At 69.4% G+C, this 20,581-nt stretch carries 15 protein-coding genes; 6 read left to right on the top strand and 9 right to left on the bottom strand.

The window, feature by feature from the left end; translation table 11 throughout:
* Positions 1-47: 47 nt before the first annotated feature.
* The gene (locus OO69_RS47035; protein ID WP_033287191.1) at positions 48-674 is read right to left on the bottom strand and encodes a TetR/AcrR family transcriptional regulator; all 627 of its coding nucleotides are present in this window, start codon (positions 672-674) and stop codon (positions 48-50) included.
* Between the two features lie 474 nt (positions 675-1,148).
* Between OO69_RS47035 and OO69_RS47030 the strand changes: the two genes are divergently transcribed.
* Positions 1,149-2,066 (top strand): ABC transporter permease, encoded by a 918-nt coding sequence (locus OO69_RS47030; RefSeq protein ID WP_033287190.1) that lies wholly within the window; start codon positions 1,149-1,151, stop codon positions 2,064-2,066.
* Complete coding sequence (locus OO69_RS47025; protein ID WP_051801832.1) at positions 2,059-2,934, top strand: ABC transporter ATP-binding protein; 876 nt, start codon at positions 2,059-2,061, stop codon at positions 2,932-2,934. The genes OO69_RS47030 and OO69_RS47025 overlap by 8 nt, the downstream gene beginning before the upstream one ends.
* Before the next feature lie 10 nt (positions 2,935-2,944).
* Here OO69_RS47025 and OO69_RS47020 read toward each other — a convergent pair whose 3' ends face one another.
* Both OO69_RS47020 and OO69_RS47015 read right to left on the bottom strand, forming a co-directional pair.
* Positions 2,945-3,397 carry a GtrA family protein gene (locus OO69_RS47020; protein WP_033287189.1) on the bottom strand — a complete coding sequence of 151 codons (453 nt, stop codon included), beginning with the start codon at positions 3,395-3,397 and terminating at the stop codon, positions 2,945-2,947.
* A 165-nt stretch (positions 3,398-3,562) separates the two neighbouring features.
* Positions 3,563-8,494: an NAD-glutamate dehydrogenase gene (locus OO69_RS47015; RefSeq protein WP_033287188.1), complete on the bottom strand. Its 4,932-nt coding sequence runs from the start codon at positions 8,492-8,494 to the stop codon at positions 3,563-3,565.
* Positions 8,495-9,121: 627 nt separating this feature from the next.
* Between OO69_RS47015 and OO69_RS47010 the strand changes: the two genes are divergently transcribed.
* Positions 9,122-9,688, top strand: a complete 567-nt coding sequence (locus OO69_RS47010; protein WP_019056759.1) for a DJ-1/PfpI family protein — start codon at positions 9,122-9,124, stop codon at positions 9,686-9,688.
* A gap of 177 nt (positions 9,689-9,865) precedes the next feature.
* On the opposite strand, the gene OO69_RS47005 is transcribed toward OO69_RS47010, so the two are convergent.
* Entirely contained in the window at positions 9,866-10,531 is a 666-nt protein-coding gene (locus tag OO69_RS47005; protein ID WP_033287187.1) for an HAD family hydrolase, read from the bottom strand.
* Between the two features lie 75 nt (positions 10,532-10,606).
* Complete coding sequence (locus OO69_RS47000; protein ID WP_033287186.1) at positions 10,607-11,122, bottom strand: DUF6912 family protein; 516 nt, start codon at positions 11,120-11,122, stop codon at positions 10,607-10,609.
* 746 nt (positions 11,123-11,868) lie between these two features.
* Between OO69_RS47000 and OO69_RS54025 the strand changes: the two genes are divergently transcribed.
* Positions 11,869-12,669, top strand: coding sequence for an Rv3235 family protein (locus OO69_RS54025; RefSeq protein ID WP_420707976.1), 801 nt, complete (start codon positions 11,869-11,871; stop codon positions 12,667-12,669).
* Here the strand turns inward: OO69_RS54025 and secA are convergent.
* Positions 12,614-15,427, bottom strand: coding sequence for a preprotein translocase subunit SecA (gene secA, locus OO69_RS46990; RefSeq protein ID WP_033287184.1), 2,814 nt, complete (start codon positions 15,425-15,427; stop codon positions 12,614-12,616). The two genes, OO69_RS54025 and secA, sit on opposite strands and share 56 nt — an antisense overlap.
* A 268-nt stretch (positions 15,428-15,695) precedes the next feature.
* Between secA and OO69_RS46985 the strand changes: the two genes are divergently transcribed.
* Together OO69_RS46985 and OO69_RS46980 are read left to right on the top strand one after the other, a co-directional pair.
* Complete coding sequence (locus tag OO69_RS46985) at positions 15,696-16,283, top strand: GNAT family N-acetyltransferase (RefSeq protein ID WP_033287183.1); 588 nt, start codon at positions 15,696-15,698, stop codon at positions 16,281-16,283.
* A 69-nt stretch (positions 16,284-16,352) separates the two neighbouring features.
* A complete protein-coding gene (locus tag OO69_RS46980) occupies positions 16,353-17,555 on the top strand; it encodes a winged helix-turn-helix domain-containing protein (protein ID WP_033287182.1) in 1,203 nt (400 codons plus the stop codon).
* A gap of 33 nt (positions 17,556-17,588) precedes the next feature.
* Here the strand turns inward: OO69_RS46980 and OO69_RS46975 are convergent, their stop codons facing one another.
* The 3 genes from OO69_RS46975 to OO69_RS46965 form a co-directional block, all read right to left on the bottom strand.
* The gene (locus tag OO69_RS46975) at positions 17,589-18,335 is read right to left on the bottom strand and encodes a response regulator (protein ID WP_033287181.1); all 747 of its coding nucleotides are present in this window, start codon (positions 18,333-18,335) and stop codon (positions 17,589-17,591) included.
* 205 nt (positions 18,336-18,540) lie between these two features.
* Entirely contained in the window at positions 18,541-19,233 is a 693-nt protein-coding gene (hpf, locus tag OO69_RS46970) for a ribosome hibernation-promoting factor, HPF/YfiA family (RefSeq protein ID WP_019056767.1), read from the bottom strand.
* A gap of 313 nt (positions 19,234-19,546) precedes the next feature.
* Complete coding sequence (locus tag OO69_RS46965) at positions 19,547-19,945, bottom strand: ComF family protein (protein ID WP_420707975.1); 399 nt, start codon at positions 19,943-19,945, stop codon at positions 19,547-19,549.
* Between the last annotated feature and the right edge of the window lie 636 nt (positions 19,946-20,581).

Raw genomic sequence — 20,581 nt, 5'->3', positions numbered from 1 at the left:
GTACGGGAGAGAAGGGGCGCCGATCGGTCGGCGGGTACGGCGGAGCCCTACAGCGCCTTGAGCCCCTCCGTCGTCGCCCGGGCCAGCGCCCCCAGGTACCCCTTCGGCAGCTTCGGGCTGCGGATCACCACGGCACGCCAGTACAGGGGGCCGGAGATCAGGTCCAGGGCCAGGTCCTCGTCCATGCCGGGGCCGATCTCGCCACGCCGTTCCGCCGCCGCGAGGATCTTGCTGGCCACGCCCTCCTGGCCCTCGCGCAGCGCCTTCTGCATGGCGTCGGCGATCTCGGGGTTGCGGGCGGCCTCGGCCTGGAGGTCGGGGATGATCTGCGAGGCGACGGGGTGCCGCAGCGCCCGTGACGTCACCTCGTACAGCATCCGGAGGTCGCCCTCCAGCGAACCGGTGTCCGGCGTCGGCAGTCCCATCACCGCGATCGCCGACACGACGTCGAGCACCAGGTGCAGCTTCGAACGCCAGCGGCGGTACACCGCCGTCTTGCCCACCCCGGCGCGACGCGCGATCCCCTCGATCGACATCCGGGCATACCCGACCGCCGCCAACTCCTCGAAGACCGCCGCCCGAATGGCTTCGGTCACATCCTCGCGGAGTACGGCCGCCCCGGCGGGGGTGCGGCGGCGCTGACGTGTCTGGGGCTCGTCGGCGTTCGTCGTCATAGCCCAAGCATAGGGGCGTTGCGACGAAACGGTTGCGTTCCGACGCGGCGTGTGTGTGGCGCGTTGCGACGAAACGGGCTCGTCGTAACGCGGGCGCCGCGCGGCGGGCGGTGAACCGGCGAGCGGGCGGGCGGGCGGCGCGTCGGGACGTGACCGGTCCGTCGCCGCGACGGAACCGGCCCGTCCTCGCGACGCACCCGGCCCGTCCTCACGCCAAGATCCCACCGTCCACCCCCGCCTGCCCAGACCGTATCGACGCAACAGGCCCGTCCCGGCCCAAAACCTAACGGCCTCATCACATCCGTCACGACGAAACGGTTGCGTTCCGACGCCGAATCCGCCTACGCTCACGTTGCGACGATACGGTCCCGTTCCGACGTAAGAGAACGTAAAGAGAAGCGTAAGGAAACGCCGGGCGACGGGACACGGCAGCCGGACGCACGCACCCCCTCCCCCCGAGCGAAAGCAGCGGATGTGAGCCAGGTCCTCCACACACCGCCCCCTTCGCCGGCTCCGGCCGACGAAGACGACCTCGCGGCGCTCGCCGCACGCCACGGCCTCACGGTCAGTGGCGCCCGCCCCTCCCTGCGCGAGTACGTCCGCCAACTGTGGGAGCGCCGGCACTTCATCACCGCGTTCGCCACCGCCAAGCTGACCGCGCAGTACAGCCAGGCGAAACTGGGCCAGGTCTGGCAGGTGATGACGCCGCTATTGAACGCGGCGGTGTACTACTTCATCTTCGGCATCCTGCTGGGCACCAAGCGCGGCGTGCCGGACTACATCCCGTTCCTGGTGACGGGCGTGTTCATCTGGACGTTCACGCAGAGCTCGATCATGGCGGGCACCCGGGCGATCTCGGGCAACCTCGGCCTGGTCCGGGCCCTGCACTTCCCGCGGGCCGCGCTGCCGATCTCGTTCGCGCTGCAGCAGCTCCAGCAGCTGCTGTTCTCGATGGCCGCCCTGGTCGTGATCCTGCTCTGCTTCGGTGTGCCGATCAGCTTCTCCTGGCTGATGGCCGTCCCGGTGCTGGTCCTGCAGTTCACGTTCAACGCGGGCGTCTCGATGATCATGGCCCGGATGGGCGCGAAGACGCCGGACATCGCTCAGCTGATGCCGTTCATCCTGCGCACCTGGATGTACGTCTCCGGCGTCATGTGGAGCATCGACAAGCTGACCAGCAAGGACCACCTGCCGCACATCGTGACGCTGGCCCTGGAGACCAACCCGGCGGCCGTCTACATCGACCTGATGCGCTACTCGCTGATCGACAGCTTCCACTCCAGCCAGCTCCCCCCTCACGTGTGGCCGGCCGCGTTGGGCTGGGCGCTGATCGCCGGAGTCGGCGGCTTCATCTACTTCTGGAAGGCTGAGGAGACGTACGGCCGTGGCTGAGCAGACCATCGAGTACCACACCGAGCGGACCCGCGTGGCCGCCGACAGCACGATCCCCACCGTCGTCTGCGACGGCGTGGACATCGTCTACCGGGTCAACGGGACCGGCGCCGGACGCGGCTCCGCGACCGCCGCCCTGAACCGCATGATGCGCCGCGAGAAGGCCGAGAAGGCGGCGGGCGTCCGCAAGGTCCACGCCGTCAAGAAGGTGTCGTTCGTCGCCTACAAGGGCGAGGCGATCGGGCTCATCGGGACCAACGGTTCCGGCAAGTCCACCCTCCTCAAGGCCGTCGCGGGCCTGCTCCCGGTCGAGAACGGCCGTATCTACACCCACGGCCAGCCCTCCCTCCTCGGCGTCAACGCGGCCCTGATGGGCGACCTGACCGGCGAGCGCAACGTGTACCTCGGCGGCCTCGCCATGGGCATGTCCCGCGAGCAGGTCAAGGAGCGCTACCAGGGCATCGTCGACTTCTCCGGGATCAACGAGAAGGGCGACTTCATCACGCTGCCGATGCGGACGTACTCCTCCGGCATGGGTGCCCGGCTGCGCTTCTCCATCGCCGCCGCCAAGGACCACGACGTCCTCCTGATCGACGAGGCGCTGGCGACGGGCGACCGGTCCTTCCAGCGGCGTTCGGAGGAGCGGATCCGCGAGCTGCGCCAGCACGCGGGCACGGTCTTCCTGGTCAGCCACAACAACAAGTCGATCCGCGACACCTGCGACCGCGTGCTGTGGCTGGAGCGCGGCGAGCTGCGGATGGACGGGCCGACGGAGGAGGTCCTGGAGGCGTACGAGGCCTTCACGGGCGGCGCCGACAAGCCCAAGGACGCGGCCCCGGCGCCGGCCCCGGCGGGCAAGGTCGCCTGAGAACCAGCCGTCAGAGGTCCTCGTCCTGGAACACCCACGTGCGGTAGACCAGGAAGCGGAACGCGGACGCGAGCACGATCGACAGGGCCTTCACGGCATTCGCCTCGAGCGGACCGTGGAGGCCCAGTCCGTGGTAGCCGACGTAGAAGAGGCCGCTCTCCATGGCCACGCCGATGACACTGAAGACGAAGAACAGCGCGATCCGGCGGGCGCCGGGGGCGTCGCGGTCGCGGTAGGTGTAGTAGCGGAAGCCGAGGTAGTTGGCGCCCATCGCGACGCAGCTGGCCAGGACGGTCGCGAGCATCGCGGGCCAGTGCAGGCCGTGCAGCAGGGCGTTGAAGACCGCGAAGTTGACCAGGACGCCGCTGCCGCCGACGATCCCGAATTTCACGACTTCCAGGACGACCTTGCGCACCGGTCGGACGGGCTCGGTCACGCGTTCCTGGGTGAGGTTCAGAGTCACGTCACCAGGCTTAGCGGGGCAGAGTAAGCCCTCCCCCTGATTACCCCTAAGGCACTCCGTGAAAAGGGCGCCCCGGGCCATTGCGGCTCGGGGCGCCCTCATCGTCGTAGCGACTTCTGAAGAAGCGCCTTCTAAAGAAGGGTCGCAGCAACTACGACCCAGGAACTACGAGTGCGTCCGCAGCAGCGTGCGCATCGTGCGCATCGCCACCGACAGGTTGGCCAGGTCGAACGTCTCCGAGCCCTGGATCTCGTCCAGGGTCGTGCGCGCCCGGCCCAGGATCGCCGCGTTCTTCTCCTGCCAGGCCACGAAGCGCTGCTCGGGGGTCGAGGTGCCGTTGCCCGCCGCGAGGATGTCGGCGGTCAGGGCCGCGTGGGCCGCGTAGAGGTCCTCGCGGATGGAGGCGCGGGCCATGGACTGCCAGCGGTCCGCGCGGGGCAACTCGATGATGCGGTCCATGAGCTGGGTGATGTGGAGGCGGTCGGCGAGGTCGTAGTAGACCTCGGCGACGTCCATCGGGTCCTTGCCCGTGCGGTCGGCCACCGAGACGATGTCGAGCGCCGGGAAGGCGGAGGAGAAGCCGGCCACGCGCGTGGCGAGTTCGGCCGGAACGCCGGCGCCGGTCAGCTCGTCGTAGATCTCCTGGTACCAGTCCAGGTCCGCGCCGCGCAGCAGCTTGGGGAGCTGGGACCAGACCTGCTCGACGCGCTCGCCGAAGAACTCGACGGTCTCGGCGAGCTGGAGTGGCTGCGGCCGGTTGTTGAGCAGCCAGCGGGTGCCGCGCTCGCACAGGCGGCGCGAGTGCAGGCGGATGCGGGTCTGCACGGGCGCCTCGACGGTGTTGTCGAGGGCCTCGACGCCGTCCCACACCTCGGCCGCGTCGAAGATCGCGCGGGCCGCGGTCTGCGCCCTGACGATCTCCTCCAGGGAGGCACCGGTCTCCTCTCGGAGGCGGTGCAGGAAGCTCGTGCCGCCGGTGTTGACCGTGTCGTTGACGAGGACCGTGGTGACGATCTCGCGGTGCAGCGCGTGGGTGTCGATCTGCTCGGCGAACTTCTCGCGCAGCGCGGTCGGGAAGTAGGCGTGCAGCAGGGTGCGCAGGTACGGGTCGTCGGGCAGCGTGGTGTGCAGCAGCTCGTCCGAGACCGTGATCTTCGTGTAGGCGAGGAGGACGGCCGTCTCGGGACCGGTCAACCCCTGTCCCTGGGCGAGGCGTTCGCGGATCTGGCGGTCGGTGGGCAGGAACTCCAGGGCCCGGTCGAGGTGGCCCTCGCGGACCAGGGTGCGCAGGAAGCGCTGCTGGGCGTGGAGCATGTCCTTGGACTGGGCGAGCGCGTTGGCGATCGCGGTGTTCTGCGCGTAGTTGTTGCGCAGGACGAGCGCGCCGACCTCGTCGGTCATCTCGGCGAGGATCTTGTTGCGCTGCTTGACGGTCATGTCGCCGTCGGTGACCAGGCCGTTGAGCAGGATCTTGATGTTCACCTCGTGGTCGGAGGTGTCCACGCCCGCGCTGTTGTCGATCGCGTCCGTGTTGATCTTGCCGCCCTGCTGGGCGAACTCGATCCGGCCGAGCTGGGTCAGGCCCAGGTTGCCGCCCTCGCCGACGACCTTGACCCGCAGGTCGGCGCCGTCGACGCGGATCGCGTCGTTGGCCTTGTCGCCGACGTCCGCGTGGGACTCGGTGCTGGCCTTGACGTACGTGCCGATGCCGCCGTTCCACAGGAGATCGACCCGGGACTTGAGGATCGCCTTCATGAGGTCGGCCGGCGTCATCTTGGCGACCTTGTCCTCGATGCCGAGGGCCTCGCGGACGTGGGCGTTGACGGGGATCGCCTTCGCGGTGCGCGGGAAGACGGCGCCGCCGGCCGACAGCAGGTCGGTGTTGTAGTCGGCCCAACTGGAGCGCGGCAGCTCGAACATGCGGCGCCGCTCGGCGTACGAGACGGCCGCGTCCGGGGTCGGGTCGAGGAAGATGTGCCGGTGGTCGAAGGCGGCGACCAGGCGGATGTGCTCGCTCAGCAGCATGCCGTTGCCGAACACGTCACCCGACATGTCGCCGACACCGACGACCGTGAAGTCCTCGCTCTGGGTGTCGACGCCCAGCTCCCGGAAGTGCCGCTTGACGGACTCCCAGGCACCGCGCGCGGTGATGCCCATCTTCTTGTGGTCGTATCCGGCCGAGCCGCCGGAGGCGAAGGCGTCGCCGAGCCAGAAGTTGTAGCTCTCGGCGACTCCGTTGGCGATGTCCGAGAAGGTCGCGGTGCCCTTGTCGGCGGCGACGACCAGGTAGGTGTCGTCCTCGTCGTGCCGGACGACGTCCGCCGGAGGGACGACCTCGCCGGCCACCAGGTTGTCGGTGATGTCGAGCAGGGCCGAGATGAACATCTTGTAGCTGGCGATGCCCTCGGCGAGCCACGCGTCCCGGTCCACGCTCGGGTCCGGCAGCTGCTTGGCGACGAAGCCGCCCTTGGCGCCGACCGGCACGATGACGGTGTTCTTCACCATCTGCGCCTTGACCAGGCCGAGGATCTCCGTACGGAAGTCCTCGCGCCGGTCCGACCAGCGCAGCCCGCCGCGCGCGACCTTGCCGAAGCGCAGGTGCACGCCCTCGACGCGCGGCGAGTACACCCAGATCTCGAACGCCGGGCGCGGCGCCGGGAGGTCCGGGATGGCCTGCGGGTCGAACTTCATCGAGACATACGCGTGCGCGTGCCCGCCGAGCGCCTCCTGGAAGAAGTTGGTGCGCAGGGTCGCCTTGATGACGGTCAGGAAGGAGCGCAGGATGCGGTCCTCGTCGAGGCTCGCCACCTGGTCGAGCGCCGCGTCGACCTCTTCGAGGAGGGCGTCGACGATCTCGCGCCCGGCGCGCTGCCGGTCCGGCGACATCCGCGCCTCGAACAGGGAGACGAGCAGCCGGGTGGTGTGGACGTTGTTGCGGAGGGTGTCCTCCATGTAGTCCTGGCTGAAGGTCGATCCGGCCTGCCGCAGATACTTCGCGTACGCCCGCAGCACCATCGCCTGGCGCCAGTCGATCCCGGCGCTCAGCACCAGCGCGTTGAAGCCGTCGTTCTCGGCCTGTCCGGTCCAGGTGGCGGCGAACGCCTCCTGGAACCGCTGGCGTCCGTCGTCGCCGAGTTGGTCCCCGCCGCCGTTCTGCGACTTGGGCATCCGCAGCCCGAAGTCGTAGATCCACGCCGTCGTACGGTCCGAGCAGCGCAGTTCGTACGGCCGCTCGTCGACGACCTCGACGCCGAGGCGGCTGAGGACCGGCAGCACGGCCGAGAGGGAGACCGGGGCACCCTTGCGGTAGATCTTGAAGCGGCGCTCGTCGGGGGCGGCGCCGACCGGCTCGTAGAGGCTCAGCTCGAAGGTCTGCTCCTCGGTGAGCTGTTCGAGGTGGACCAGGTCGGCCACGGCGGCGCGCGGTGAGTGGTCCGCCTTGTAGCCCTCGGGGAAGGCGTTGCCGTAGCGGCGCACCAGTTCGGCCGCGCGCTCCTCGCCGCACTCGGCGTTCAGCGCGTCGCCGAAGCCGTCGGCCCAGGAGCGGGCGGCCTCGACCAGGCGGGCCTCGATGCGGTCCTTGTCGGCGTCGGACAGCTCCGGCAGCTCGGTCCCCTGCGGGACGCGGACCACGAAGTGCAGCCGGGAGAGGATCGACTCGGTGTTCCAGGCGGTGAAGTCGACGCTGATGCCGTCGAGCTCTTCTTTAAGGATGTCGATGATCCGCAGGCGTACGCCCGTGGTGTAGCGGTCGCGCGGGAGGTACACGAGGGCCGAGTAGTAGCGGCCGTACTCATCCTGGCGGAGGTAGAGACGCAGTCGTCGGCGTTCCTGGAGGTAGAGCACGGACGTGACGATGGACCGGAGTTCGTCGACCGGGGTCTGGAACAGCTCGTCGCGCGGGTACGTCTCCAGGATCTGCAGCAGGTCGCGCCCGTCATGGCTGTTGGGCGAGAAGCCGGCGCCTTCGAGCACCTCGTCGACTGTGCGCCGGATCACGGGAACCCGGCGGACGGACTCGGTGTAGGCGGCGGACGAGAACAGGCCCAGGAAGCGGCGCTCGCCGACGACCTCGCCGTTCTCGTCGAACTTCTTCACGCCCACGTAGTCGAGGTACGACGGACGGTGCACCGTGGAACGGCTGTTGGCCTTCGTCAGCACGAGGAGCTTGTGCTCGCGGGCCTTGGCCCGGGCGTCGGCCGGGAGCCGCTCGAAGGACGGGCTCACCGGGTGGCTGTCCTCGCCACCGTGCTGCGGGTCGGAGCGCAGGATGCCGAGGCCGGTGCCGGGGACCGCGGCCAGCGAGTCGTCCTTGCGGAGCTGGTACTCGCGGTAGCCGAGGAAGGTGAAGTGGTCGGCGGCCAGCCAGCGCAGCAGCTGGCGGGCCTCCTCGACCTCGCTGGAGGGCAGGTCGGAGGCGGTCGGCTCGGTGGGCAGCTCGTCGGCCATCCGCAGGGCCGAGTCCCGCATCTTCTCCCAGTCCTCGACGGCCTCACGGACGTCGGACAGGACGCGCAGCAGGTCGGCGGTGATCTGCTTCAGGTCGGCGCGGTCGGTCTCCCGGTCGATCTGGACGTGGATCCAGGACTCGGTGTGCGCGTCGTGCGGCAACTCTCCGGCGGGCGGGGTGGTGAGCACCTCGACGAGCTTGCCGGTGAGGTCGCGGCGGACGACGATCTGCGGGTGGATGACGACGTGGATGCCGCGGCCCTGGCGGGTCAGCTCGTTGGTCACCGAGTCGACGAGGAAGGGCACGTCGTCGGTGACGACCTCGACGACGGTGTGGCTGCACGTCCAGCCGTTCTCCTCGACCGTCGGGGTGTGCACCCGTACGTTCGCCGTGCCCTGGGGTCGGGTCTCGGCCAGCCGGTAGTGGGAGAAGGCGGCACCGAAGACGTCGACCGGGTCGCGGTCCGCGAGGTCCTCCGGGGCGGTGTGCAGGTAGTAGCGCTGGAGGAACGCGAGCACGGTCTCCTGGTCCGGAGTGCTCTCGTCCGTCGTCCCGGTGGGTAGGTGCCCCCCGACCGGGCTGTTCTCAGCTACCCGAGCAGCCCTCTCGAGCAACTCGGCCTTGGCTTCGTCCAGCTTGGTCTGCATTGTCCTCTGGCTCCTGTCGCGCGCCGTTGCGTGACGTAGAAGGAAGTACGGTCTCTTCCCCTGCGGCTCGACGCCACGGCCCGGGTTCTCCGGTCTGCTCAGACGCTATGCCGCAAGGTGAGATGAGCGGTGGGTTATCAGCCATTTTCGGCACGCCCGACGGGTGTGACGCTGCTCTCTGTCGCGCCGGTACCGGGGGTGTGCACGGCGTCCTGGGAGCCCTGGGAGCTCCGTCCCGCCCGCGCGGGCCTGTCGGACAGGCCCTGGGAGGACCAGCGACCGCCGCCCGGTCACGGATGTATTCCGTGGTCGCCGGGCGCGGAGCAGGGGCGACGATGCCCCCGCGAAATATCGCGCTGATCACGCCACAAGGCTATCTCTCCTCACCGGGGGCTCGTCATGAGCCGGTTGTGTACAAAACAGAGGGTGGAACTTTGACGTTATGCACAGGGGCGCAGCACATGAAATCGTCGTATTCACGGGCAGTCGGGACGGTGACGACGCCGGAGCCGCGAGGGCCCTTGGCAAGAACCCCGGCGCGCGGCACGTTGCCCATGAGCCCACGGGCGGGTGAGTCCATGACGCCCGGCAAAGACGCATCCCACGGCCACAGAGGAGCGCACCGACATGACAGCGAAGATCCTCATCGTCACCGGCGACGCAGCGGAGTCGCTGGAGGTCCTCTACCCCTACCAGCGCCTGCGCGAGGAGGGCTACGAGGTCCACATCGCCGCCCCCGAGCGCAAGAAGCTCCAGTTCGTCGTCCATGACTTCGAACCCGGCTTCGACACCTACACCGAGAAGCCCGGCTACACCTGGCCCGCCGATCTCGCCTTCTCCGAGGTCGATCCCGGCCAGTACGCGGCCCTCGTCATCCCCGGCGGGCGGGCCCCCGAGTACCTCCGCAACGATCCCGAACTCCGCAAGATCCTCAAGTCCTTCTTCGACACGGACAAGCCCGTGGCCCAGATCTGCCACGGCCCCCTCCTCACCGCCGCGATCGACGGCCTGCGCGGCCGGCGCGTCACGGCGTACCCGGCGCTCGAACTCGACATGCAGTCCGCCGGCGCGACCTTCCAGGACGCCGAGACGGTGGTCGACGGCACGCTGGTCTCCGCTCGCGCGTGGCCGGATCACTCCAGCTGGATGCGGGAGTTCCTGACGGTGCTGCGGGCGAAGGCGCCGGTGACGTGACCTGGGCGGTCGGCGTGACGGGAGGGCGGTCGGCCTGGCGGGACGACGCGCGGCTTCTCCTGAGGCGCCGTGTCTCTGAGGCGCCGCGTCTCTGAGGCACAGGGCTCGTGAGGCGCGGTGCTTCAGAAGGCGCGGTTTGAGGCGCCGCGCCTCGTCACACCGGCCGACCGGTCACCGTCACGCCGCCAGCCGCTCCGCCTCCACGACGGCCTCTGCCAGCGAGTCCACCACCGGTACGCCCACGACCTCGAGGCTGGCCCGGCTGTGCGAACCGCCGGTGTAGAGCACGGCCCGCGCGCCCACGTGCAGGGCGGCCACCGCGTCGTCGGCCGCGTCCCCGATCACCACGGTGCGCGCGGGGTCGACGCCGGTCAGCGCCCCGAGGTGCCGCACCATGTGCTCGGCCTTGCTGCCGCCGGAGGGGCCGGTGCGCCCGTCGACCCGTATGAAGTGCGGTTCTATCCCGAACTCCCTTACCAGCGGGACGAGTTCGTCATGGCCGTACATGCTGAGGATCGACTGGCTGCGACCCGCGGTCCGCCACCCCGCGAGCAGGTCCGCCGCGCCCTCGGTGAGTCCGCAGACGACGCGGTGCTCGGTGTAGTACCGATGGAAGGTCACGTCCATGACCTCCCACTCGGCGTCCGTGGGCAGCCGCCCCAGCAGCCGCTCGTAGAACTTGGGCACCGGCACGCAGTACAGCGCCCGGTACTCCTCCATCGTGATCGGCGTCAGCCCCAGCTCGGCGAACGCCGCGTTCGTCGCCCCGATGATCGCGTCATTGTCGTGGAACAGCGTGCCGTTCCAGTCCCAGACGATGTGCGCGCTTCCTTGCATCCCCATGCCAAAAACGTACCCGCCGCCACTGACAATCAAGATAATCGCAGGTCAACGGGCATATACCGGCGTGCGGCAGACTCAGTCGGCCAGCCCGACGAGGTTCGGGATCTCCTGCGTCGCGTACCAGAGCAGCTCGTGGTCCTCGGCCCCGTCCACGACGAACTGCGCGTCGTCGTCCCCGCGGTCGGCCGCCGGAAGCGCGTCGGCGGCGGCGCTCACGTCGCCCTCCGCGTCCTCGAGATCCACGTGTACGGCGGCCGCCTTGGCCAGGGCCACGGTTCCGCTGACCTGTACCTCGCCGAGCGCCGCCGGGTCGAGTCCGCGGTCGGGGTCGGCGTGCGCGGTGCCGTCGGGTACGTCGACGGCGACCACGACCCGGCGCCGCGGCGCGTCGGGGTGGACCGCCAGCAGCCGCAGCGAGCCGAGCGCGGCCCGGTTCAGCGCCGCGTACTCCAGCTCCTCGATGTCGTCGGAGAGGTACCACTCGCGCAGCGCGGGCGTCACGGCGTAGGCGACGAAGGGTCCCGTCCCCAGCTCACCCGTCTTGTACGCCTCGGCGAGACCGGGGAGGGTCAGGGGGACGTAGACGCGCATGGCTGACCGCTTTCGTAGTTCGGTTCCGTGGTTCGGTTCCGTGGTTCGGTTCCGTGGTTCGGAGAGTGTCTCGGGAGACGGTTCCGCGGACGGTGCCGCGCCTCCGGGAGGGCCTCCAGGATACGTGCGCGGGTCCCCTATCGAGTCCCCACCCGGACCGTCGGAGGCGTCCACCCCACGCCTGAAATTCACCCGGGACACCCTTGCACCGACGGGCTCCGAGGCCCCTCAATCACTCGGATAAGTGAACAATCCGGCCCCTCCGACTCGCGCCGCCCCTTCCTTGCGGCCCCCGCCCATGGCCCCGTACAAGATCCCCAACCACGAAGTTACTTCCCGGTACATCCCGGGCCGACCAAACGGGGACCCCCATGCACAAGGTCATGACCAGGACCGCCCAGCACACCCCGACCCGCCCTCCGACCCGCCGCGACCCCCGCCGCCCCGGCACGGCTTCGCCTCGCGGTCAGGGCGGGGGAACGTCCCGTACGACGCCTGCGGCAGAGAGCGCGACTCCGGCGACGGGCACGGGCACCCCGGCCGCGGCTCCCGGCCAGGGCGCGGCCCGCACGGCACCGGGAGACGGCCGCCCGGCAGCTGCTCCGGGACGCGGGCCTCGTACGACAACTACGGCGGGACGAGGCGCAGCCTCCGCCACTCCCCCGCCGACCGCGGGCAGGGGCGCAGCCCCTACGGCCTTCACGCCGCCGCCGAACCACCGCACAGCCCCTACGACGTCAACTCCCGTGGCAGGCCGAGCGGAACCCCACCCCGTCCCCGCCCAGGCCGCCCGCATCCGCGTCCCGCAGCCCCGCCCCACCGATCTCTTCGCCGACCGCCTCCTCGCCGTGCTGAGCGGTCAGAAGCCCGTCCACTGGATGCTCCGGCACACCGCAGGCCGCGCCTACGACGACCTGGCCCACCTCGCCGAACACGGCCCCCTGCGCGCCACCCGCGGCACCCGCCCGGTGGTTCGCGACATCGGCTACTACGTCGCCCGCGAGGGCGCCGTAGAGGCCTTCGCCCGCATCGGCGCCGGTGACCAGGTACGAGCCATGGCCTTCCGCCTGGAACGCGGCGCGGACCTCCGCTGGCGCTGCACGGCAGTGGAACTGGGCGGCCCCCGCGCCCCGCACCAGGACGACGAGCTGGCGAGCTGGCGAGCTGGCGAGCTGGCGAGCTGGCGAGCTGGCGAGCTGGCGAGCTGGCGAGCTGGCGAGCTGGCGAGCTGGCGAGCAAGGCAACCACCCACTACGCCGGGGCGCCCCCGCCCGCGCCGGTCGACGCCCCGTGTCGCACCCAACCCGCACCCACCGCGCCCCCGCAACCCGCACACACGCGTGCAACCCGCCCGCACACCAAAGGGCCGGGCACCTCAACGATGCCCGGCCCTTCAAGATCTCCTCGCGGGAAGCGGCGGCCCCGGCAAGCTCAACCCCTCACTGAAGGGCCCGCCCACCACAGCTCACCGCTCAACCCGCGGAGCGCCCGTCACTTCTTGCGGCGGCTGCCCCGGCGACCCTGCTTGCGGCGCTCCGCGCGCGTGAGGCCGTCGGCCTCGGAGCGCACCGGCTCGTCGTCGCTGGTGAAGTCGCCCTCGACGATGCCGCCCTCGCCGTCCACGGACGGCGCGGAGAAGTGCAGGCGGTCCGGCCGCTGCGGGGCGTCGAGCCCCTTGGCGCGGATCTCGGGACGGGCGCTCGCCTGCGCGGGCACCGTGTCCTCCTTGTCGAGGGAGGGCTTGTCGTCCTCCACGAGGACTTCCTCGACCTGCTGCTCGACCTGGACCTCCAGGTTGAACAGGTAGCCGACGGACTCCTCCTTGATGCCGTCCATCATGGCGGTGAACATGTCGAAGCCCTCGCGCTGGTACTCGACCAGCGGGTCCTTCTGGGCCATCGCGCGCAGGCCGATGCCCTCCTGGAGGTAGTCCATCTCGTAGAGGTGCTCGCGCCACTTGCGGTCCAGGACCGACAGCACGACCCGCCGCTCCAGCTCACGCATGATCTCGGAGCCCAGCTGCTCCTCACGGCCCGAGTACTGCTCATGGATGTCGTCCTTGATGGACTCGGAGATGAACTCGGCGGTCAGACCGGCCCGGTCCCCGGCCGCCTCCTCCAGCTCCTCCACGGTGACCTTCACCGGGTAGAGCTGCTTGAACGCGCCCCACAGACGGTCGAGGTCCCAGTCCTCCGGGAAGCCCTCGGCGGTCTCCGCGGTGATGTACGCGTCGATCGTGTCGTCCATGAAATGGACGACCTGGTCCTGGAGGTCCTCGCCCTCCAGGACGCGGCGGCGCTCGCCGTAGATGACCTCGCGCTGGCGGTTGAGGACCTCGTCGTACTTGAGGACGTTCTTGCGGGTCTCGAAGTTCTGCTGCTCGACCTGCGACTGGGCGGACGCGATCGCGCGCGTGACCATCTTGTTCTCGATCGGCACGTCGTCCGGGACGTTCGCCATCGACATCACGCGCTCGACCATCTGGGCCTTGAACAGCCGCATCAGGTCGTCGCCGAGGGAAAGGTAGAAGCGGGACTCACCCGGGTCGCCCTGTCGGCCGGAACGACCGCGCAGCTGGTTGTCGATACGGCGCGACTCGTGCCGCTCGGTGCCCAGCACGTAGAGCCCGCCGAGGTCCTTGACCTCCTCGAACTCGTCCTTGACCGCCTGCTCGGCGTTCTCCAGAGCACCGGGCAGGGCCTGGGCCCACTCCTCGATGTGCTCCTCGGGGTCGAGGCCGCGCTGGCGCAGCTCCGCCTCGGCGAGGTCGTCGGGGTTGCCGCCGAGCTTGATGTCCGTACCGCGGCCGGCCATGTTGGTGGCGACGGTCACGGCGCCCTTGCGGCCGGCCTGGGCGATGATCGGCGCCTCACGGTCGTGCTGCTTGGCATTCAGCACTTCGTGCTGGATGCCGCGCTTGGCGAGCTGCTGCGAGAGGTACTCGGACTTCTCGACCGACGTCGTACCGACGAGGATCGGCTGGCCCTTCTCGTGCTTCTCGGCGATGTCGTCGACGACCGCCTCGAACTTCGCGACCTCGGTGCGGTAGATCAGGTCGGACTGGTCCTTGCGGACCATCGGCCGGTTGGTCGGGATCGGGACGACGCCGAGCTTGTAGATCTGGTGGAACTCGGCGGCCTCGGTCATCGCCGTACCGGTCATGCCGGAGAGCTTGCCGTAGAGGCGGAAGAAGTTCTGCAGGGTGATCGTGGCGAGGGTCTGGTTCTCGTCCTTGATGTCCACCCCTTCCTTCGCCTCGATCGCCTGGTGCATGCCCTCGTTGTAGCGGCGGCCGGCGAGGATACGGCCGGTGTGCTCGTCGACGATCATGACCTCGCCGTCGATGACGACGTAGTCCTTGTCCTTCTTGAAGAGCTCCTTCGCCTTGATGGCGTTGTTCAGGTAGCCCACCAGAGGGGTGTTGACCGACTCGTAGAGGTTGTCGATGCCCAGCCAGTCCTCGACCTTGGTGACACCGCCCTCGTGGATGGCCACCGTGCGCTTCTTCTCGTCGACGTCGTAGTCGCCCGTCTCCTCCAGGCCCTTGAGCGGGTTGCCGGCCTCGCCCTTCTTCAGGCGGGTGACGAGCTTGGCGAAGTCGCCGTACCACTTGGTGGCCTGGTCGGCCGGGCCGGAGATGATCAGCGGCGTACGGGCCTCGTCGATGAGGATCGAGTCGACCTCGTCGACGATCGCGAAGTTGTGGCCGCGCTGCACCAGTTCGTCCTGCGACCACGCCATGTTGTCGCGCAGGTAGTCGAAGCCGAACTCGTTGTTCGTGCCGTACGTGATGTCGCACGCGTACTGCTCGCGGCGCTGGGCCGGGGTCATGTTGGCCAGGATGCAGCCGACCTCGAGGCCCAGGAACTTGTGGACGCGCCCCATCATCTCGGAGTCGCGCTCGGCCAGGTAGTCGTTCACCGTGATGAGGTGGACGCCGTCCCCGGAGAGGGCGTTCAGATACGCGGGCAGGGTGCCGACCAGGGTCTTGCCCTCGCCGGTCTTCATCTCGGCGACGTAGCCGAGGTGGAGGGCCGCGCCGCCCATCATCTGCACGTCGTAGTGGCGCTGGCCGAGGACGCGCTTGGCGGCCTCGCGCACGGTGGCGAACGCCTCGGGGAGCAGGTCGTCCAGGGTCTCACCATCGGCGTAGCGCTGCTTGTACTCCTCGGTGAGGGCCTTCAGCTCGGCGTCGGAGAGGTCGACGAAGTCCTCTTCGATGGAGTTGACCTGGTCCGCGATGCGGTGCAGCTTGCGCAGGATCTTGCCTTCGCCTGCACGCATGATCTTCGAGAGGACGGACACGGGGGTTGGTCTCCTTGCCGGTCGGGCCTGGGACGGTCGGTTTCCAATGACATGACTGAGCAACGGCCATCGTATGCGAGGACCCCGCCACGCCGGGAGCCTGCCGGGGACGCCGACCGTCCACTCCTTCAAATCTGCTTCAAAGGGGACAACGGCCGGGGGTCGCCGATGGTGCCGCGTCCCTCCGAGGAATTGCGCGAAATGTGATCACCCGCTCACGCAGCGCAAAAGTATGGCGTCCTTGTGCGCCCCCGAGCAGAATCGGCCGATGGAACCCGTCACGCTCACGACCGACCGCCTCCTCCTGCGCGCCGTCGGCCCGCAGGACACCGGTGTCGTGTATTCCGCCGCCCAGGACTCCGAGATCCAGCGCTGGACGACGATCCCCTCGCCCTACCTCCTGGAGCACGCGCGGAGTTTCACCGAACAACTGGTCCCGGAGGGCTGGGAGAACGGTTCGATGTTCACCTTCGGTGCCTTTCTCCCCGAACTCCCTGAACTCCCCGAAGGGGAGTTGGTGGGCATGCTCGCCATCACGATGCGCTCCCTGGGCGTCGGCGAGGTCGGCTTCTGGGCCACGAAGGAGCACCGCGGCAACGGCTACATCACTGAGGCCACCGTCGCCGTCTCCCGCTGGGCCTTCACCCGCCTGTCGGTCGACCGCGTGGAATGGCGCGCGGAGGTCGGCAACAAGGGCTCCCGCGCGGTCGCCGAACACGCCGGTTTCACCATCGAGGGCACGCTCCGCTCCGCGATCAACAACAAAGGCGTACGACGGGACTGCTGGGTGGGCTCCCTGCTCCCGTCGGACCTGGGCCTGCCGTCGACGGCGCCGTACCTGCCCACCCAGCCGTAGCGCGGCCGCAACGGGACGAATCCCCAGCTCAGCCCGCATTGTCAGTGCCACCCTCTATCGTGCGGAGACATGACGAGTGCCCCGCGCCCCACGACCGACCTATCGGCAGCCGACGCCTGCCGCATCGCCCTGCGCGCACAGGGTTTTCTCGGCGCCCCCGACCGCCGCGGGGGCGTGCGCGGCGTGCTCCGCCATCTCGGCGCGGTCCAGCTAGACACCATCTCGGTCCTCGCCCGCTCCCACGAACTCATCCCGTACGCCCGCCTCGGCGCCGTCCCCCGCAAGACGGTCGAGGACGCGTACTGGACCACTGCCCCCATTGGCGCGCCTCCGGCACGACCCCACGCCTTCGAGTACTGGTCCCACGCCGCCTGCATCCTCCCCGTCGAGGAGTGGCCGCACTTCGCGTTCCGCCGCCGCGCCTACCGCAGCCGCCCGCACTGGAACCACGACCTCCCGGACGGCACCTACGACCAGGTCATCAAACAACTCCAGACCGAAGGCCCGCTCACCTCAACGGAGTTGGGCGGCGCCAAGCGCACCAGCGAGTGGTGGGACTGGTCCGGCGCCAAGGTCGCCGTCGAGCGCGCGCTCATGTACGGCGAGGTGGTCTGCGTCGAGCGCCGAGGCTGGAAGCGGGTGTACGACCTCGCCGAGCGCGCGATCCCGCAGGCGTTGCTGCACGACGAGCTGGATGACACGGAGTGCCTCCGCCGCCTGGTCAACCTGGCGGGCGTCTCCCTCGGCGTCGGCACGCGCGCGGACATCGCCGACTACCACCGCCTCAAGGGCGAGCAGGTCGACGCGGTGATCGCCGACTCGGGCCTGGTCCCGGTCACCGTCGAGGGCTGGGGCAAGCCCGCCTGGGCCGACCCGGCGGCCCTGGAGACACCCGTGCGCGGCCGCCACCGCACCACCCTCCTGTCCCCGTTCGACTCCCTGATCTGGGAACGGGCCCGCACGGAGCGCATCTTCGGCTTCACCCACCGCCTGGAGGCCTACGTCCCCAAGCCCAAGCGGATCTACGGCTACTTCGCGATGCCGGTGCTCGCCGGGGGCCGGCTGGTCGGTCGCGTCGACCCCGCGCGCGAGGGCCGCACCCTGGTGGCCAAGCAGGTCACCCTGGACGGCGTGAAGGCCGTCCCGTCCGTCGCCCAGGCCCTGGTCGAGGCCGCGAGCTGGGTGGACTGCACGGACGTACGCGTGGAGCGGGTGGACGCCCCCGAGCTGCGCGCACCCCTCGCCAGGGAACTGGTCCGTCTCCTGGCGTGAGAGGTGATGGGTAGGGCGGTGAGGCGGTGAGGGTCAGCGGATCTCGAGGATCTTCTCCCGCATCGCGTACACGACCGCCTCCATCCTGGAGTGCAGCTGCAGCTTCTCCAGGATGTTGCGCACATGGTTCTTCACGGTGTTCTCGGAGATGAACAACTGCTTGGCGATATCGCGGTTGTTCATTCCGGTGGCGACGAGTTTGAGAACCTCCAGCTCACGGTCGGTGAGCCGGGGCGCGGGCACCAGCCGGCGCTCGTCGGTGCGCTGGATCATCGACTTGAACTCGGTGAGCAGTTTCGACGCCATGGAGGGGCTGATCTGCGACTGTCCGTCGGCCACGGCGCGAATGGCGGTGGCCACTTCGTCGGTCGAGATCTCCTTGAGGAGATAACCCGTGGCGCCCGCCTTGATCGCGTCGTAGAGATCGGCCTCTTCGTCGCTGATCGTGAGCATGATGATTTTCGCGCTGGGTGCCACCTCCTTGATGGAGGTGCACGCCTCGATCCCGCCCCGCTTCGGCATCCGTACGTCCATCAGGACGATGTCCGGCAGCAGATCCGCGGCCTTGTCCACGGCCTCGGCACCGTCGCCCGCCTCGCCGACGACCTGGATGTCCTCCTCGGCCGCCAGCACGATCTCCAGGCCGCGGCGGAAGAGGGCGTGGTCGTCCACGACAAGGACTCTGATCGGCTCCTTGCGTGTCGAGCCCGCTTCCGGGCCCATGCCGACGACGCCGCCGTCGGCATCCCCGACATGCATCGGTCCGAAGCTGTCCGCCATCGTTCCTCCCCCTGAAGGCTGTGGCCTGTGGTCCTGTGCCATCGCCAACCCAAGGCAGCGGCCCACCGGTTGGGCCTGTACGGCCATGATTCCATGCCCGGACGACAGTGCGGTCACGGAGCGGGGCGCGAAGTGGTCGCACACCGGTGCCCCTGAGGGCGCACACGCGCTCCAGGGGCACCGGCTCAGCTGTCTGCCGGGTGGGTCAGCCGCCCAGCGTGCCGCCGGCCGCCGGCGGTTGCGCCTGCGTGACCATCGGGTCCGTGCTGAGGTGGATGACGCCGTAGTCGTAGGCGTGCCGTCGGTAGACGACGCTCGGTTCCTTGGTCTCGGAGTCGACGAACAGGTAGAAGTCGTGTCCGACCAGTTCCATCTCGTAGAGCGCCTGGTCGAGGGACATCGGAGAGGCGACGTGGGTCTTCTCGCGGACGACGAGGGGGCCTTCGCCCTTGACCTCCAGCGAGCCGATCTTCTTGGTGGGCACACCGTCCGACTGCTCGTCCGGGACGGCGTGGCCGTTGCCGTTGAGCGTCGCGGCGCCCGGGACGTGGTCGGGGACCTCGGCGGCGGTGAGCCGACGGGCACCGCGTCGCGTGTTGCGCTTGTCGTGCTGCTTGCGCAGCCGGGCGTCCAGCTTCTCCGCCGCGAGGTCGAGCGCCGCGTACGGATCGTTGGCCGATGCCTCCGCCCGGATCACCGGACCGCGGGAGCGGAGCGTGATCTCCACTCGGTCACAGCGGTCGGCCTGTCGGGGGTTCGGCTCCTTGGACACCTCCACGTCGAGGCTGATCACCTTGCCGTCGAGCTTCTGGATCTTCTCCAGCTTCAGCTTCTCGGCCACGTGCTTGCGGAACCGCTCGGGCACCTCGGTCTTGCGGCCCTTGACGACGATGTCCACGCAGAACTCCGTTCCCGGATCGCTCCGCTTCGCTGCGGAGCGTCTCCCTTTCGCACCAGGCTCCGGTCACCCCGGAACCTCGGACTCGGTGACTTCCACCTCCTCCTCCCCCATGGGCAAGATCTCCACCCCATGGCCGCGGGTGATTGCAGAAAACCCGCAGCACGGCATTCGGATAGGAGAGGTGCGGCCTGCGCCTTTCTCTCACAACCGAACATATCTCGCCCGGACGGATGTCGTCACCCTCTACCGCGGCGTACCTCCGTTCAGGTGAATTGCTCCTGTCATTACCTGCAACGACGCAAGTCAGCGGTCAGTTCCGGTTTATTTCGAAGGAATCTGGCGACGCCGCGATCACCGCGGCGCAGATCAGGTCAGCGGGGCCGTTCACACTCACGATTCCCGGTGCACTGAGTGCCATGTCCCTCCCGTTCTCCATTGGTCCGCCGTTTGATCCATCGGCGTGTTCCTCTCTGCCTTCCCTGGACGCACGCGCATACACAGCAGCGGTCGCGCCAACTTCTCCGCCGCCCGCGATCGCCTCCCGCACGGCACGCGCCGCCTCCCTCAAGGAGGCCCCGGTCGTCATCAGGTCGTCGACGAGCACCACCGGACCACCCACGAGCAACCGCGCACCGCCCGCGACCACCTCCAGCGCACCGGCGAGATTGTCCAGCCGCTGCCGGGAGTTGAGCCCCGACTGATCGGCCACCCACCGCCGCTGCCGCAACACGGCCACCACCCGGGCCGGCGTCCCGCTCCGCCGCAACTCCCCCGCCGCCGCGAGCGCGATCCGCCGAGCCGGATCATGCCCCCGAGCCCGCACGGTGCTCCGCGCAGAGGGCACAGGGACGAGCAACGCCGGCGCCTGACCGTGCCCGTGTCCGTGGTTCCGGGACGGAACACGACCGGCATCCACATGCCACCCGCCTTGCGGCCTACGCTGCCCTGCCTGAACCTGCCCGCCCTGATCCTGACGCTGCCCTGCCCGAGCCTGCGCGGCCTCCGCAGTTTGAGCGTGTCGTGCCTGTCGTGCCCGCGGTACCTGGCCCTGCCTGCCCGGCACCTGACCTGCCTGCCCCCGCCCACTCGGCACCGCACCTAACCCTGCACCAAGCCCCGCTCCAAACCCCGAAGCCTCTGCCTCTGCCGATGCCTCTGCCTGCCCCACCTCTCCCGTGCCAGGCGGCCCGGCCACCCTCGACCACCCGACCCGCCCACCACCGAAGCCTGAACCTCCCACACCCCACCCCGACCGCTCTGCCGCGCCCCGCACCCAACCGCCCCTGTCGGCCTCCTCCCTCAGCTCCCCACCTGCCTGCGCCAAGCCCCCACCCAACCCCCCCCC

The sequence above is a fragment of the Streptomyces sp. NRRL F-525 genome, from assembly GCF_000716605.1.
Taxonomy (GTDB): domain Bacteria; phylum Actinomycetota; class Actinomycetes; order Streptomycetales; family Streptomycetaceae; genus Streptomyces.
Note: the sequence above shows the minus strand (reverse complement) of the source record. Positions and strands in the feature narration are given on the sequence as shown.

What these genes read in the sequence shown, in the direction of transcription:
- OO69_RS47010 (WP_019056759.1), top strand. Translation starts at nt 9,122, where the DNA reads ATGACAGCGAAGATCCTCATCGTCACCGGCGACGCAGCGGAGTCGCTG.
- OO69_RS46975 (WP_033287181.1), bottom strand. Translation starts at nt 18,335, where the DNA reads ATGGCGGACAGCTTCGGACCGATGCATGTCGGGGATGCCGACGGCGGC.
- OO69_RS47015 (WP_033287188.1), bottom strand. Translation starts at nt 8,494, where the DNA reads ATGCAGACCAAGCTGGACGAAGCCAAGGCCGAGTTGCTCGAGAGGGCT.
- OO69_RS47000 (WP_033287186.1), bottom strand. Translation starts at nt 11,122, where the DNA reads ATGCGCGTCTACGTCCCCCTGACCCTCCCCGGTCTCGCCGAGGCGTAC.
- OO69_RS46980 (WP_033287182.1), top strand. Translation starts at nt 16,353, where the DNA reads ATGACGAGTGCCCCGCGCCCCACGACCGACCTATCGGCAGCCGACGCC.
- OO69_RS47005 (WP_033287187.1), bottom strand. Translation starts at nt 10,531, where the DNA reads ATGGGGATGCAAGGAAGCGCGCACATCGTCTGGGACTGGAACGGCACG.
- OO69_RS47035 (WP_033287191.1), bottom strand. Translation starts at nt 674, where the DNA reads ATGACGACGAACGCCGACGAGCCCCAGACACGTCAGCGCCGCCGCACC.
- OO69_RS46985 (WP_033287183.1), top strand. Translation starts at nt 15,696, where the DNA reads ATGGAACCCGTCACGCTCACGACCGACCGCCTCCTCCTGCGCGCCGTC.